Source organism: Streptomyces odonnellii (assembly GCF_000981895.1).
GTDB classification, from domain to species: Bacteria; Actinomycetota; Actinomycetes; order Streptomycetales; family Streptomycetaceae; genus Streptomyces; species Streptomyces odonnellii.
Window position 1 is genome coordinate 13,509 of the sequence record NZ_LATD01000035.1, and the last position, 14,012, is coordinate 27,520.

The following is a 14,012-nucleotide window of genomic DNA, read 5'->3' on the forward strand; positions in this document are numbered from 1 at the left end:
GGTACGGGGTGTGCGCCCATGCACAGATCGCCGCGTTCGTGCGGGGCCGGTCCGTCCTCAAACGCCGGACGGGCTCGCTGTGCCGTGTCCTCAATGGCCGGACGGGCTCGATTTTGCGCACCCGGCGCCGGGGCGGCGGTTCCGTCCTCAAACGCCGGACGGGCTGGGTTTGCCGGGCCGGCAGGGATTGTCCGACGGGCTGGGTTGCCCGACGGGCTGGGGCGCCGGGCGGACCGGGATTGCTGGCCCGCGCCGTCACACGCATCGTGTCTAGCATGGGAGGGCGCACGCACCCCCGAGGTCCGGAGTCCGTCATGCCGGTCGTCAACTCTTCCGCTCAGGCCGAGGCCGGCGTCCTGCTGCGGCAGGATCCAGAGATGGCCGAGGTGATCCTCGGGGAGGCGCGGCGGCAGGCGGACAGTCTCCAGCTCATCGCCGCCGAGAACTTCACCTCGCCCGCCGTCCTCGCCGCCCTCGGCTCGCCCCTCGCCAACAAGTACGCCGAGGGCTACCCCGGCCGCCGCCATCACGGCGGCTGCGAGCTGGTCGACGCCGCCGAGCGGATCGCGGTCGCACGGGCCAAGGCCCTCTTCGGCGCCGGGCACGCCAATGTGCAGGCGCACTCGGGCTCCTCCGCCGTCCTCGCCGCGTATGCCGCCCTGCTGCGCCCCGGGGACACCGTGCTGGCGATGGGACTCGCGTACGGCGGACACCTCACCCATGGCTCGCCGGCCAACTTCTCGGGCCGCTGGTTCGACTTCGTGGGGTACGGGGTCGACGAGGAGACGGGCCTCATCGACTACGCGCAGGTCCGCGCCCTGGCCCGCGAGCACCGGCCCAAGGCCGTCGTCTGCGGCTCCATCTCGTATCCGCGCCATATCGACTACGCCGTGTTCCGCGAGATCGCCGACGACGTCGGGGCGTATCTGATCGCGGACGCCGCGCATCCGATCGGCCTGGTCGCCGGGGGCGCGGCGCCCAACCCGGTGCCGTACGCCGATGTGGTGTGCGCCACCACCCACAAGGTGCTGCGCGGCCCCCGCGGCGGGATGATCCTCTGCGGGGAGAACCTCGCCGAGCGCGTCGACCGCGCGGTGTTCCCGTTCACCCAGGGCGGCGCCCAGATGCACACGATCGCCGCCAAGGCCGTCGCGTTCGGCGAGGCGGCCACCCCGGCGTTCACGGCGTACGCGCACCAGGTCGTGGCCAACGCCCGCGCGCTCGCGGACGCGTTGGCAGCGGAGGGTCTCCGTATCACCACGGACGGTACGGACACCCATCTGATCACCGCCGATCCCGGGCCCCTCGGCCTGGACGGCAAGGCGGCCCGGGGCCGGCTGGCCGCCGCGGGTGTGGTTCTCGACACATGCGCACTGCCGTACCCGGACGCCCGGGGCATCCGGCTGGGCACCGCCGCCGTGACCACCCAGGGCATGGCAGAGGCCGAAATGGCGCGCATCGCGGCTCTCTTCACCTCGGCGCTGCGCGGGGGCGCGGAGACGGCCCGCAGGGTCCGTACCGAAGTACGGGACCTGGTCGGGCGGTTCCCTCCGTATGGGAAGCTTTCCTGACGGGAACACGGTGCGGCGTACAGTCGTGCAACCATCCCGCTCGGCAGCCCGTCCTGGCTCATATGGCGACGCGGTATCCACCGGTGGGTCCGGCGAGGGCTAGGGTGTGGGGCTGAGATGGCCAGCGATTCCTGTGGGGCAGCCCGTGCGTGATTACCTGCTGACGCTCTGTGTGACGGCTGCGGTGACCTATCTGCTGACCGGCCCGGTGCGGAAGTTCGCCATCGCGACCGGGGCGATGCCGGAGATCCGCGCCCGTGACGTGCACCGCGAACCGACACCGAGACTCGGCGGTATCGCCATGTTCTTCGGGCTGTGCGCCGGGCTGCTCGTCGCGGACAACCTGCAGAACCTCAACGGCGTCTTCGAACTGTCCAACGAGCCGCGCGCGCTGCTCTCCGGCGCCGCCCTGATCTGGCTGATCGGTGTCCTGGACGACAAGTTCGAGATCGACGCCCTGATCAAGCTCGGCGCGCAGATGATCGCCGCCGGCGTCATGGTCATGCAGGGTCTGACGATTCTGTGGATCCCGGTGCCCGGCGTCGGCATGGTCTCGCTGACCTCCTGGCAGGGCACACTCCTGACCGTCGCGCTGGTCGTGATCACGATCAACGCCGTCAACTTCGTGGACGGTCTGGACGGTCTCGCGGCCGGCATGGTGTGCATCGCCGCCGCGGCCTTCTTCCTGTACACCTACCGCCTCTGGTACGGGTACGGCATCGAGGCCGCCGCCCCCGCCACGCTCTTCGCGGCGATCCTGATGGGGATGTGCGTGGGCTTCCTGCCGCACAACATGCATCCCGCGCGGATCTTCATGGGCGACTCGGGCTCGATGCTGATCGGCCTGGTGCTCGCGGCGGGTGCGATCTCGGTGACCGGGCAGGTCGACCTCGACGTACTGAAGATCTTCGAGGGCTCCACCCGCGAGGCCACACATGCCGCGCTGCCCGTCTTCATCCCGCTGCTGCTGCCCCTGACGATCATCGCGATCCCCTTCGCCGACCTGGTGCTGGCGATCGTGCGCCGTACCTGGAACGGGCAGTCGCCGTTCGCCGCCGACCGCGGCCATCTCCACCACCGGCTGCTGGAGATCGGGCACTCGCACAGCCGCTCGGTGCTGATCATGTACTTCTGGTCCGCGCTGATCGCGTTCGGAGTGGTGGCGTACTCCGTGCACTCGGCGTCGATGTGGATCCTGCTGGTGGTCGTCGCGCTGAGCGCGGTGGGTCTGGTGCTTCTGCTGCTGCCGCGGTTCACGCCGAGGGCTCCGCTCTGGGCGGAATCGTTCGTACCGCCGCGCTACCGGCGCAGGCAGCGACCCCCGCACGCCTCCGAGACCGCCGGGGCCGAGGAGATCGCTCCCGTACCGGCACTGGCGGTGGCGCAGGAGGCGCAGACCGCGCCGCGGCCGGTGGCGGAGGAGCGTACGCCTGTTCCCGCCGGCGTCAACGGGGCGACCGCGCTGGGCGCTCGTTCGCGTTTTCCCGACCGTCGGAAGGCCGGTTCGAGGAACTGACGGCAGGTCCATTACCCTCAACAGGGGCCAATACCAGACAACATGCACCGGTGTCTTGCACACACGCGCGGGGTAACTCTCATGTGTGACAGTGAGCACACTACGTTGGTAAAGCTCTCATCAAATAGTTTGTGATACTGTTCACGAGACCCGGCGACAGAGCCGAAGGACCGGAGTGCGACGGTTCGTTGGCCCGAGAAACCTTCTCTCGGACCGGGCCTACGCTCGTCCATGACGACACCATCTGCCCCACCCAGCAAGCGGAGCTGCCGCCATGCCGTCCAACGACGTCCGGATCCTGCTGCACACCGCCGTCCCCACAGCCGCCGCCGGCGTGATCGCCACGGTGGTCGCAGGTGTGGCCGCGGGCGGCAAGGGCGCTCTGGGAGCCGGGGTCGGGACGCTGGTGGTCGTGCTGTTCATGGGTATCGGGCTGGTGGTCCTCCAGCGCACGGCGGCGTCACTGCCGCATCTGTTCCAGGCGATGGGGCTGTTGCTGTACACGGCCCAGCTCCTGCTGCTGTTCATCTTCGTGGCCGCCTTCAAGGACACGACCCTGTTCAACCCGAAGGCCTTCGCCATCACGCTCGTCGCGGCGACTCTCGTCTGGGTCGCCGCGCAGGCCCGCGCCCATATGAAGGCCAAGATCCTTTACGTCGACCCCGCCGCCTCGTCCGAGAAGTCGGGGTCGTCGGCGTGAGGAGTAGGGCCGGGATAAGTGCCCGTTCGAAATCCTGCTATCGTCCGGTGCCAACTGCGGCATTGCGGGCGCGGGCATCCGAGCTGACGCCTGTTCTCACGCGAGGCTCACCGCCCGACCGCCGTCCCCACATCCGTACCACCCCCAGTCCAGTGCCGAACCGCGGCTCCGCGCCGCGCCGACACAACGAGGTTGCCGTACCTATGCGCCATGCTGAAGGAGCCCGCGGTGAGTGCTGACCCGACGCAGGTGCTCGCCTTCGAGACCGACTGCCACATCTTCGACGGATGTGGCTTCCCGGCACCCGGCCTGCACTCGTTCCTGTTCGAGCCCCTGGTGGGCAACCCGGACAGCAACCTGTACTTCAACAAGACGATGCTGCTGGCGCTGCTCGGTTCCCTCATCATCGTGGTCTTCTTCTGGGCTGCTTTCCGTAAGCCGAAGGTTGTCCCGGGCAAGCTTCAGATGGTGGCCGAGGCCGGTTACGACTTCGTACGCCGCGGGGTCGTCTACGAGATCATCGGCAAGAAGGAGGGCGAGAAGTACGTACCGATCGTCGTCTCCCTCTTCTTCTTCGTCTGGATGATGAACATCTGGTCGATCATCCCGGTCGCCCAGTTCCCGGTGACGGCGATCATCTCGTACCCGGCGGTGCTCGCGCTCATCGTCTATGTCATGTGGGTGTCGCTCACCTTCAAGCGGCACGGCTTCGTCGGCGCCTTCAAGAACTTCAGCGGTTACGACAAGTCGCTCGGCGCGGTCCTGCCGCTCTCGATGACCATCGAGCTGTTCTCGAACCTGCTGGTCCGCCCGTTCACCCACGCGGTGCGACTGTTCGCGAACATGTTCGCGGGCCACACGCTGCTGCTGCTCTTCACGATCGCGAGCTGGTACCTGCTCAACGGCATCGGTATCGCCTACGCCGGCGTCTCGTTCGTGATGGTCATCGTCATGACCGTCTTCGAGCTCTTCATCCAGGCCCTTCAGGCGTATGTCTTCGTGCTTCTGACGTGCAGCTTCATTCAGGGCGCACTCGCCGAGCACCACTGACCGCCCCCCTCCGTCCCAGATCCCGCAGTCGTCCGGTGGCCAACCCCCACCGGTCCGTGAAAGAGAAGGAAGAACTGGCATGTCCCAGACTCTTGCCGCCGTATCCGGCTCGCTCGGCTCCATCGGTTACGGCCTGGCCGCCATCGGTCCCGGCGTCGGCGTCGGCATCATCTTCGGTAACGGCACCCAGGCCCTCGCCCGCCAGCCCGAGGCGGCCGGTCTGATCCGTACCAACCAGATTCTCGGTTTCGCGTTCTGTGAGGCGCTCGCCCTCATCGGTCTGGTCATGCCGTTCGTCTACGGCACGTGATCGCGGACTCACGACCAGCCCACTAGACGAAAGGCACTGATGTGAGCCCACTGCTCAATATCGCCGCTGCTGGCGAGATGGAGAACCCTCTCGTCCCGCCGGTTCCCGAGCTTGTCATCGGTCTGCTCGCCTTCGTCATCGTCTTCGGCTTCCTCGCCAAGAAGCTCCTCCCGAACATCAACAAGGTTCTGGAAGAGCGCCGAGAGGCCATCGAGGGTGGCATCGAGAAGGCGGAGGAGGCCAAGACCGAGGCCCAGAGCGTGCTGGAGCAGTACAAGGCCCAGCTCGCCGAAGCCCGCCACGAGGCCGCGCGTCTCCGCCAGGAGGCCACCGAGCAGGGCGCCGTCATCATCCAGGAGATGAAGGCGGAGGGGCAGCGGCAGCGTGAGGAGATCATCGCCGCCGGTCACGCCCAGATCGAGGCCGACCGCAAGGCCGCGGCCAGCGCGCTCCGCCAGGACGTGGGCAAGCTCGCCACGGAGCTGGCCGGCAAGCTGGTCGGTGAGTCCCTGGAGGACCACGCCCGGCAGAGCCGCACCATCGACCGCTTCCTCGACGAGCTCGAGGACGGCGCCGAGAAGGCCGAGGCCAGGCGATGAACGGAGCGAGCCGCGAGGCACTGGCAGCCGCACGCGAGCGTCTCGACGCGCTGACCGACAGCACGTCGGCCGACGCCGCGAAGCTCGCCGGGGAACTGGCCGCCGTAACCGCGCTGCTCGACCGCGAGGTGTCGCTGCGCCGGGTCCTGACCGACCCGGCGCAGCCCGGCGAGGCAAAAGCCGAGCTGGCCGGACGGCTGCTGGGCGGCCAGGTGAGCGGCCCGACCGCCGATCTGGTCTCCGGCATGGTCCGCTCCCGCTGGTCGCAGCCGCGCGATCTGGTCGACTCCGTCGAGGAGCTGGCCGCCGTCGCCGAGCTGACCGCCGCCCAGCGGAACGGGACGCTCGACGACGTGGAGGACGAGCTGTTCCGGTTCGGCCGGATCGTGGAGTCCAGCACCGAGCTGCGCGCCGCGCTGACCGACCGGTCCGCCACGGTCTCCGCCAGGACCGCGCTGCTCAGCGGCCTGCTCGGCGGTCGTGCCGATCCGGCCACGGAACGCCTGGTTGTGCGCCTTGTGACGCAGCCCCGTGGACGTAGCCTGGAATCGGGTCTCCAGACCCTGTCCCGGCTCGCCGCGGCGCGCCGGGACCGGATGGTCGCGGTCGTCACCTCGGCGGTACCGCTCACTGACGGACAGAAGCGGCGCCTCGGCGCGGCACTGGCGAAGCTGTACGGCCACCCGATGCATCTGAATCTGGACGTGGACCCCGAGGTCCTCGGCGGGATCTCGGTGCGGGTCGGCGACGAGATCATCAACGGCACGGTCGCGGACCGTCTCGAAGAGGCGGAACGGCGGCTCGCCGGCTGACTCGCGAAGCGCCGGGCAGCAATGCCGGGCAACAGAACAGAGCAGCACCAGCGGCCCGGTTGGGCCGTGCAGAGATTGCAGAAGATTCCTGGGGGTCGCCCCCAGACCCCGAGATACGCAGACCCCCAAAGAAACTTCGGGCCCAACAAGGAGAGCAGGGAACCCAGATGGCGGAGCTCACGATCCGGCCGGAGGAGATCCGGGACGCGCTGGAGAACTTTGTCCAGTCGTACAAGCCGGACGCGGCCTCGCGCGAGGAGGTCGGTACGGTCAGCGTGGCCGGCGACGGTATCGCGAAGGTCGAGGGCCTTCCCTCGGCCATGGCGAACGAGCTGCTGAAGTTCGAGGACGGCACCCTCGGTCTCGCCCTCAACCTCGAGGAGCGCGAGATCGGTTCGATCATCCTCGGTGAGTTCAGCGGTATCGAGGAGGGGCAGTCGGTCACCCGTACCGGCGAGGTCCTCTCCGTCGCTGTCGGCGAGGGCTACCTGGGTCGCGTCGTCGACCCGCTCGGCAACCCGATCGACGGCCTCGGCGAGATCGAGACCGAAGGCCGCCGCGCCCTTGAGCTTCAGGCTCCGGGCGTCATGGTCCGCAAGTCCGTCCACGAGCCGATGCAGACCGGCTACAAGGCCGTCGACGCCATGGTGCCGATCGGCCGCGGCCAGCGTCAGCTCATCATCGGCGACCGCCAGACCGGCAAGACCGCGCTGGCCGTCGACACGATCATCAACCAGCGCGACAACTGGCGCTCGGGCGACAGCAACAAGCAGGTCCGCTGCATCTACGTCGCCATCGGCCAGAAGGGCTCCACCATCGCGTCCGTACGCGGTGCGCTGGAGGAGGCGGGCGCGCTCGAGTACACGACGATCGTCGCCGCCCCCGCGTCCGACCCGGCCGGCTTCAAGTACCTGGCGCCGTACACCGGCTCGGCCATCGGCCAGCACTGGATGTACCAGGGCAAGCACGTCCTGATCATCTTCGACGACCTCTCGAAGCAGGCCGACGCCTACCGCGCGGTGTCCCTGCTGCTGCGCCGTCCGCCGGGCCGTGAGGCCTACCCGGGCGACGTCTTCTACCTGCACTCGCGTCTGCTGGAGCGCTGCGCCAAGCTCTCCGACGACCTGGGCGCCGGTTCGATGACGGGTCTCCCGATCGTCGAGACGAAGGCCAACGACGTGTCGGCCTTCATCCCGACCAATGTGATCTCCATCACCGACGGCCAGTGCTTCCTGGAGTCCGACCTGTTCAACGCCGGGCAGCGGCCCGCGCTGAACGTCGGTATCTCGGTCTCCCGAGTCGGCGGTTCCGCCCAGCACAAGGCCATGAAGCAGGTTTCCGGTCGACTCCGTGTGGACCTCGCCCAGTACCGCGAGCTGGAGGCGTTCGCGTCCTTCGGCTCCGACCTGGACGCGGCCTCCAAGGCGGCCCTGGAGCGCGGCAAGCGCATGGTCGAGCTGCTGAAGCAGCCGCAGTACTCGCCGTACCCGGTCGAGGAGCAGGTCGTCTCTGTCTGGGCCGGCACCACCGGCAAGATGGACGACGTACCGGTCCTGGACATCCGCCGCTTCGAGAGCGAGCTGCTGGAGTACCTGCGCCGTGAGCGCAAGGAACTGCTGACCAGCATCGCCGAGGGCGGCAAGATGTCCGACGACACGCTCCAGTCCATCGCGGACGCGATCGCGACCTTCAAGCGGCAGTTCGAGACCTCGGACGGCAAGCTCCTGGGCGAGGACGCGCCGGCCGTCAACGTCTCCAAGTGACGACGGAAGGGACCTGACTCATGGGAGCCCAGCTCCGGGTCTACAAGCGTCGCATCCGATCCGTCACCGCGACCAAGAAGATCACCAAGGCGATGGAGATGATCGCCGCCTCGCGCATCGTCAAGGCGCAGCGCCACGTGGCGGCCTCCACGCCGTACGCGACCGAGCTGACCCGCGCGGTCACAGCGGTGGCGACGGGGTCGACGACCAAGCACCCGCTGACCACCGAGGTGGAGGCGCCGGTCCGCGCCGCGGTCCTGCTCATCACGAGCGACCGCGGTCTGGCCGGCGGCTACTCCTCGAACGCCATCAAGGCGGCGGACCGGCTCACCGAGCGGCTCCGTGGCGAGGGCAAGGAGGTCGACTCGTACATCGTCGGCCGCAAGGGTGTCGCCTACTACACCTTCCGTGAGCGCAAGATCGCGGACTCGTGGACCGGCTTCACCGACAACCCGACGTACGCGGACGCCAAGCGGATCGCGACGCCGCTGATCGAGGCCGTACAGCAGGACACGGCCGAGGGCGGTGTCGACGAGCTGCACATCGTCTTCACCGAGTTCATCTCGATGCTGACGCAGACGCCGGTGGAGCACCGGCTGCTGCCGCTCAGCCTCGAAGGCGCGGCCGAGGAAGCCGGCACCAAGGGCGAGATCCTGCCGCTGTACGACTTCGAGCCCTCCGCGGAGGACGTCCTCGACGCCCTGCTGCCGCGGTACGTCGAGAGCCGTATCTACAACGCGCTGTTGCAGGCCGCCGCCTCCAAGCACGCCGCCACCCGGCGCGCGATGAAGTCGGCGACCGACAACGCGGGAGAGCTGATCAAGAGCCTCTCCCGGCTTGCCAACGCGGCCCGCCAGGCCGAAATCACCCAGGAAATCAGCGAGATCGTCGGAGGCGCGAGCGCCCTGTCCGACGCCACCGCGGGGAGTGACAGGTAAATGACGACGACTACCGAGAATGCTGTGACGGCCGCGGCCACGGGCCGCGTCGCCCGGGTCATCGGCCCGGTCGTCGACGTGGAGTTCCCCGTCGACGCGATGCCGGACATCTACAACGCGCTGCACGTCGAGGTCGCCGACCCGGCCGAGGCCGGCAAGCTGAAGACGCTGACCCTCGAAGTCGCCCAGCACCTGGGCGACGGCCTGGTACGCGCCATCTCGATGCAGCCCACCGACGGTCTGGTCCGCCAGGCCGTGGTGAGCGACACGGGCACCGGGATCACCGTCCCGGTCGGCGATGTGACCAAGGGCAAGGTGTTCAACACCCTCGGTCAGATCCTGAACGAGCCCGACGCCGAGTCCCAGATCACGGAGCGCTGGCCGATCCACCGCAAGGCCCCGGCCTTCGACCAGCTCGAGTCCAAGACCGAGATGTTCGAGACCGGCCTGAAGGTCGTCGACCTGCTGACCCCGTACGTCAAGGGCGGCAAGATCGGTCTGTTCGGTGGTGCGGGCGTCGGCAAGACGGTCCTCATCCAGGAAATGATCATGCGTGTGGCGAATCTGCACGATGGTGTTTCCGTGTTCGCCGGTGTCGGCGAGCGCACCCGTGAGGGCAACGACCTGATCGACGAGATGGCCGAGTCGGGCGTGCTCGACAAGACCGCGCTGGTCTTCGGTCAGATGGACGAGCCGCCGGGCACCCGTCTCCGGGTGGCGCTCTCCGCGCTGACCATGGCGGAGTACTTCCGCGATGTGCAGAAGCAGGACGTGCTGCTCTTCATCGACAACATCTTCCGCTTCACCCAGGCCGGTTCCGAGGTTTCCACGCTGCTCGGGCGCATGCCCTCCGCGGTGGGTTACCAGCCGACCCTGGCGGACGAGATGGGTGTGCTCCAGGAGCGCATCACCTCGACCCGTGGTCACTCGATCACCTCGATGCAGGCGATCTACGTCCCCGCGGACGACCTGACCGACCCGGCCCCGGCCACGACCTTCGCGCACCTCGACGCGACGACCGTGCTGTCGCGTCCGATCTCGGAGAAGGGCATCTACCCGGCGGTGGACCCGCTGGACTCGACGTCCCGCATCCTGGACCCCCGTTACATCTCGCAGGACCACTACGACGCGGCCAGCCGGGTCAAGGGAATCCTGCAGAAGTACAAGGACCTCCAGGACATCATCGCGATCCTCGGTATCGACGAGCTGGGCGAGGAGGACAAGCTCGTCGTCCACCGTGCCCGCCGCGTCGAGCGCTTCCTGTCGCAGAACACCCACGCCGCCAAGCAGTTCACCGGTGTGGACGGTTCCGACGTACCGCTCGACGAGTCGATCACCGCGTTCAACGCGATCTGCGACGGGGACTACGACCACTTCCCCGAGCAGGCGTTCTTCATGTGCGGTGGCATCGAGGACCTCAAGGCCAACGCCAAGGAGCTGGGCGTCTCCTGAGTCATCGGCTCATCGAGGGGGGCGGGTTCGTCCCGCCCCCCTCCGACGCTCTCTCCGACACCCCATAGAATCAAGACCGACACCCGGCGGAAACCGTCGGGTGGTGACCCGAGGAGCCACCCTTGGCCGCTGAGCTGCATGTCGAGCTGGTCGCCGCGGACCGCAGTGTCTGGTCCGGCGAGGCCACCCTGGTCGTCGCGCGCACCACGTCCGGCGACATCGGCGTCATGCCCGGTCACCAGCCGCTGCTCGGTGTGCTGGAATCGGGCCCGGTGACCATCCGTACGAGTGATGGTGGAACGGTGGTGGCCGCGGTGCACGGCGGCTTCCTCTCGTTCGCCGACAACAAGCTTTCGCTGCTGGCGGAGATCGCCGAGCTGGCGGACGAGATCGACACCCAGCGCGCGGAGCAGGCGCTGGAGCGTGCGAAGTCGGACGAGGACGATGCCGCCCAGCGGCGCGCCGACGTCCGGCTGCGTGCGGTGGCGGGGCGCTGAGCCCCACCACCACTGGTTCTACCCTCAGCCGCGGCCCTGGCTGGACTTCTCCAGACCGGGTCGCGGCTGAGGCGATGCAGGTGCGGTTTGTGTTCCGGTACTGAACGAGGCGAGGAGGTCGGTGGTGATGGTCCTCGCTCTGCTCGTCTGCGGACTGGTGGTCGTACTGGTCGCGGTGGGACTCTTCGTCTTCGGACTGCGCCGGCGGCTGATCCAGCGCTCCGGCGGGACATTCGACTGCAGTCTGCGCTGGAACGTGCCGGAGGAGCCCGATCTCTCCGGCAAGGGCTGGGTGTACGGGGTGGCCCGTTACAACAGCGACCGCATCAACTGGTTCCGGGTCTTCTCCTACGCCCCGCGCCCGCGCCGTACCCTGGAGCGCTCCGCGATCGAGGTGCTGGCGCGCCGGGCGCCGGAGGGCGAGGAGGAGCTGGCGCTGCTCTCGGACGCGGTGATCCTGGGCTGTGTGCACAAAGGCGTACGGCTGGAACTCGCGATGAGCGATGACGCGCTGACGGGCTTTCTGGCGTGGCTGGAGGCGGCGCCGCCGGGACAGCGGGTGAACGTGGCCTGAGGCCCGGGGTTTCCGGCCGCCTTCCCGGTCACCGAACTGAGGTTCTCGCGGCATGTGAAAGCTTGTGGCATGCGAAGGCTTGTGGCATGCGAAAGGGGGCGGCGCTCGGGCGCCGCCCCCTCACTGCTGTGCCGCCGGTGTTATCCGATGCCGTTCTTGACCGCGGTCACCAGCTCGCCGTTCGAGGTGTCTCCCGTGAAGTCCCAGAAGAAGGCACCTCCCAGGCCCTGCTGCTTCGCCCAGGCCGTCTTGGTCGCGATGGTGGCCGGGGTGTCGTAGCTCCACCAGTTGCTGCCGCACTTGGCGTACGCGGTGCCCGCGATGGTGCCGGTGGGCGGGCAGGTGTTCTTGAGGACCTTGTAGTCCTCGATACCCGCCTCGTACGTTCCGGGAGCCGCGCCCGTCGCGCTGCCGCCCGGGGCGTCCTGAGTCACTCCGGTCCAGCCGCGCCCGTAGAAGCCGATCCCGAGCAGCAGCTTGTTCGCCGGCACGCCCTGCGCCTTGAACTTGGCGATCGCGTCGGCGGAGTTGAAGCCCTGCTGCGGGATGCCCGGGTACGAGGTGAGCGGAGAGTGCGGGGCCGTCGGGCCCTGTGCGGCGAAGGCGCCGAAGAAGTCGTACGTCATGACGTTGAACCAGTCCATGTACTGGGCCGCGCCCGCGTAGTCCGCCTTCTCGATCTTGCCGCCGGTCGAGGCGTCCGCCGTGACGGCCGCGGTGACCAGGTTGTTCGAACCGAACTTGGCGCGCATGGCCTGCATCATGTTCTTGAACGCCGCCGGACCGCTGGTGTCACAGGTCAGACCGCACGCGTTCGGGTACTCCCAGTCCAGGTCGATGCCGTCGAAGACATCGGCCCAGCGCGGGTCCTCCACCAGGTCGTAGCAGGACTGCGCGAAGGCCGTCGGGTTCTGTACGGCCTGGCCGAAGCCGCCGGACCAGGTCCAGCCGCCGAAGGACCAGAGGACCTTGATGTGCGGGTACTTGGCCTTCAGCTTGCGGAGCTGGTTGAAGCTGCCGCGCAGGGGCTGGTCCCAGGTGTCGGCGACGCCGTCGACGCTCTGGTCGGCCGTGTACGCCTTCTCGTAGTCGGCGTACGAGTCACCGATCGTGCACTTGCCGCCGGTGACATTGCCGAAGGCGTAGTTGATGTGCGTGATCTTGGCCGCGGAACCCGAGGTGTCCAGGTTCTTGACGTGGTAGTTGCGGCCGTAGACGCCCCACTCGGTGAAGTAGCCGAGCTTGACCTTGCCGCCGGGGCCCGGGTCCGTACCGCCGCCGCCGGTGGTGCGGACCGCGCGGGCGCCGCTGACCGGGCCCGTCTGGTCGGCGCTGTCACGGGCCTGGACGGTGTACGAGTAGTCGGTGCCCGCGGTCAGACCCGAGTCGGTGTACGCCGTACCGGTGACCGTGGCGACCTTCGTGCCGCCGCGCAGGACGTCGTAGTTCTTGATGCCCTTGTCATCGGTGGCCGCGGCCCAGCTCAGCGTCACCGAGTTGTTGGTGATGTTGCTCGCGGTGGGGGTGCCGGGCGCCGAGGGCGGGTTGTCGCCGGGGACGGTCGGACCGCCGTCACAGGACGCGCCGTTGAGCTTGCAGCCCGAAGGGGCGCCGGAGCCGGTGCCGTTGAAGCCGAAGCTCACCGAGGCGCCGGGGGCGAGGGTGCCGTTCCAGGACTTGTTCTTGGCGGTCCAGTGGTTGGCCGAACCGGTGATGTCGGCGTCCCAGCCGGAGGTGACGGCGGTGCCGGAGGGGAAGTCCCACTCCACCGTCCAGGAGCTGAGGGTGGTGGTACCGGTGTTCTTCACCGTCCACTTGCCCTCGAAGCCCGTGCCCCAGTCGGAGGTCTTGGCGTACGTGGCGGTCGCTGAGGCGGCCGCCTCGGCCGGGCTGGCGAGGCCGACCAGGGCCGCGAGCGGGAGCAGCAGCGCGGTCAGGCCGGCGACTGCCTTCGATCTGAATCGCGTTCTGTGGAGGGCGGGTTGGATGTTCAAGCGTGCTCCTCAGGTGAGTACCGGAGTACCGGAGTACCGGACTAAGCGGGGGTGGGTCCGTGCACTGCTCACCCTGCGTCGGCTCACCGCAGCGTGTGCGGTGAGAGTAGGAAGGTCTGGACCACTCGTCAATAGGTCCAGACCAAAGGCGAGGTGGGGCGCGGCCGGGGAGCGGCGCATGCTTCGTGCGGGCGCGCCCGTGGGCGGCCTCGCGCACCGCCCGGCGGTCCGGCCCC

Annotated in this window: 13 protein-coding genes; 12 read left to right on the forward strand and 1 reads right to left on the reverse strand. The window is 68.5% G+C overall.

Annotated features, from left to right (window positions below; all coding sequences use genetic code 11):
• Nucleotides 1–314 precede the first annotated feature (314 nt).
• The 12 genes from WH07_RS05560 (at nucleotide 315) to WH07_RS05615 (ending at nucleotide 11,782) form a co-directional block, all read left to right on the forward strand.
• Complete coding sequence (locus tag WH07_RS05560) at nucleotides 315–1,571, forward strand: serine hydroxymethyltransferase (RefSeq protein ID WP_046496035.1); 1,257 nt, start codon at nucleotides 315–317, stop codon at nucleotides 1,569–1,571.
• Between the two features lie 145 nt (nucleotides 1,572–1,716).
• Nucleotides 1,717–3,087 carry an MraY family glycosyltransferase gene (locus tag WH07_RS05565; RefSeq protein WP_046496037.1) on the forward strand — a complete coding sequence of 457 codons (1,371 nt, stop codon included), beginning with the start codon at nucleotides 1,717–1,719 and terminating at the stop codon, nucleotides 3,085–3,087.
• 274 nt (nucleotides 3,088–3,361) lie between these two features.
• A complete protein-coding gene (locus tag WH07_RS05570) occupies nucleotides 3,362–3,787 on the forward strand; it encodes a hypothetical protein (protein ID WP_046496039.1) in 426 nt (141 codons plus the stop codon).
• A gap of 213 nt (nucleotides 3,788–4,000) precedes the next feature.
• Nucleotides 4,001–4,837, forward strand: coding sequence for a F0F1 ATP synthase subunit A (atpB, locus tag WH07_RS05575; RefSeq protein WP_046496110.1), 837 nt, complete (start codon nucleotides 4,001–4,003; stop codon nucleotides 4,835–4,837).
• A gap of 79 nt (nucleotides 4,838–4,916) precedes the next feature.
• Nucleotides 4,917–5,147: an ATP synthase F0 subunit C gene (gene atpE / locus WH07_RS05580; protein ID WP_046496041.1), complete on the forward strand. Its 231-nt coding sequence runs from the start codon at nucleotides 4,917–4,919 to the stop codon at nucleotides 5,145–5,147.
• A 41-nt stretch (nucleotides 5,148–5,188) separates the two neighbouring features.
• Nucleotides 5,189–5,746, forward strand: a complete 558-nt coding sequence (locus tag WH07_RS05585; protein WP_046496042.1) for a F0F1 ATP synthase subunit B — start codon at nucleotides 5,189–5,191, stop codon at nucleotides 5,744–5,746.
• Nucleotides 5,743–6,558, forward strand: coding sequence for a F0F1 ATP synthase subunit delta (locus WH07_RS05590; protein WP_046496044.1), 816 nt, complete (start codon nucleotides 5,743–5,745; stop codon nucleotides 6,556–6,558). The genes WH07_RS05585 and WH07_RS05590 overlap by 4 nt, the downstream gene beginning before the upstream one ends.
• Nucleotides 6,559–6,725: 167 nt before the next feature.
• The gene (gene atpA, locus WH07_RS05595) at nucleotides 6,726–8,321 is read left to right on the forward strand and encodes a F0F1 ATP synthase subunit alpha (RefSeq protein ID WP_046496046.1); all 1,596 of its coding nucleotides are present in this window, start codon (nucleotides 6,726–6,728) and stop codon (nucleotides 8,319–8,321) included.
• A gap of 20 nt (nucleotides 8,322–8,341) precedes the next feature.
• On the forward strand, nucleotides 8,342–9,259 hold the full coding sequence (locus WH07_RS05600) for a F0F1 ATP synthase subunit gamma (RefSeq protein ID WP_046496049.1): 918 nt from the start codon (nucleotides 8,342–8,344) through the stop codon (nucleotides 9,257–9,259).
• Entirely contained in the window at nucleotides 9,260–10,711 is a 1,452-nt protein-coding gene (gene atpD / locus WH07_RS05605) for a F0F1 ATP synthase subunit beta (RefSeq protein WP_046496051.1), read from the forward strand.
• A 122-nt stretch (nucleotides 10,712–10,833) separates the two neighbouring features.
• Nucleotides 10,834–11,208, forward strand: coding sequence for a F0F1 ATP synthase subunit epsilon (locus tag WH07_RS05610; RefSeq protein WP_046496053.1), 375 nt, complete (start codon nucleotides 10,834–10,836; stop codon nucleotides 11,206–11,208).
• Nucleotides 11,209–11,335: 127 nt separating this feature from the next.
• Complete coding sequence (locus tag WH07_RS05615) at nucleotides 11,336–11,782, forward strand: DUF2550 domain-containing protein (RefSeq protein WP_046496055.1); 447 nt, start codon at nucleotides 11,336–11,338, stop codon at nucleotides 11,780–11,782.
• Nucleotides 11,783–11,922: 140 nt separating this feature from the next.
• On the opposite strand, the gene WH07_RS05620 is transcribed toward WH07_RS05615, so the two are convergent.
• Entirely contained in the window at nucleotides 11,923–13,776 is a 1,854-nt protein-coding gene (locus WH07_RS05620; RefSeq protein ID WP_046496057.1) for a glycoside hydrolase family 18 chitinase, read from the reverse strand.
• Nucleotides 13,777–14,012: the final 236 nt, after the last annotated feature.

Coding starts and splice junctions, on each gene's coding strand:
- WH07_RS05560 (WP_046496035.1), top strand. CDS start 315: ATGCCGGTCGTCAACTCTTCCGCTCAGGCCGAGGCCGGCGTCCTGCTG.
- WH07_RS05570 (WP_046496039.1), top strand. CDS start 3,362: ATGCCGTCCAACGACGTCCGGATCCTGCTGCACACCGCCGTCCCCACA.
- atpE (WP_046496041.1), top strand. CDS start 4,917: ATGTCCCAGACTCTTGCCGCCGTATCCGGCTCGCTCGGCTCCATCGGT.
- WH07_RS05590 (WP_046496044.1), top strand. CDS start 5,743: ATGAACGGAGCGAGCCGCGAGGCACTGGCAGCCGCACGCGAGCGTCTC.
- atpA (WP_046496046.1), top strand. CDS start 6,726: ATGGCGGAGCTCACGATCCGGCCGGAGGAGATCCGGGACGCGCTGGAG.
- WH07_RS05600 (WP_046496049.1), top strand. CDS start 8,342: ATGGGAGCCCAGCTCCGGGTCTACAAGCGTCGCATCCGATCCGTCACC.
- atpD (WP_046496051.1), top strand. CDS start 9,260: ATGACGACGACTACCGAGAATGCTGTGACGGCCGCGGCCACGGGCCGC.
- WH07_RS05615 (WP_046496055.1), top strand. CDS start 11,336: ATGGTCCTCGCTCTGCTCGTCTGCGGACTGGTGGTCGTACTGGTCGCG.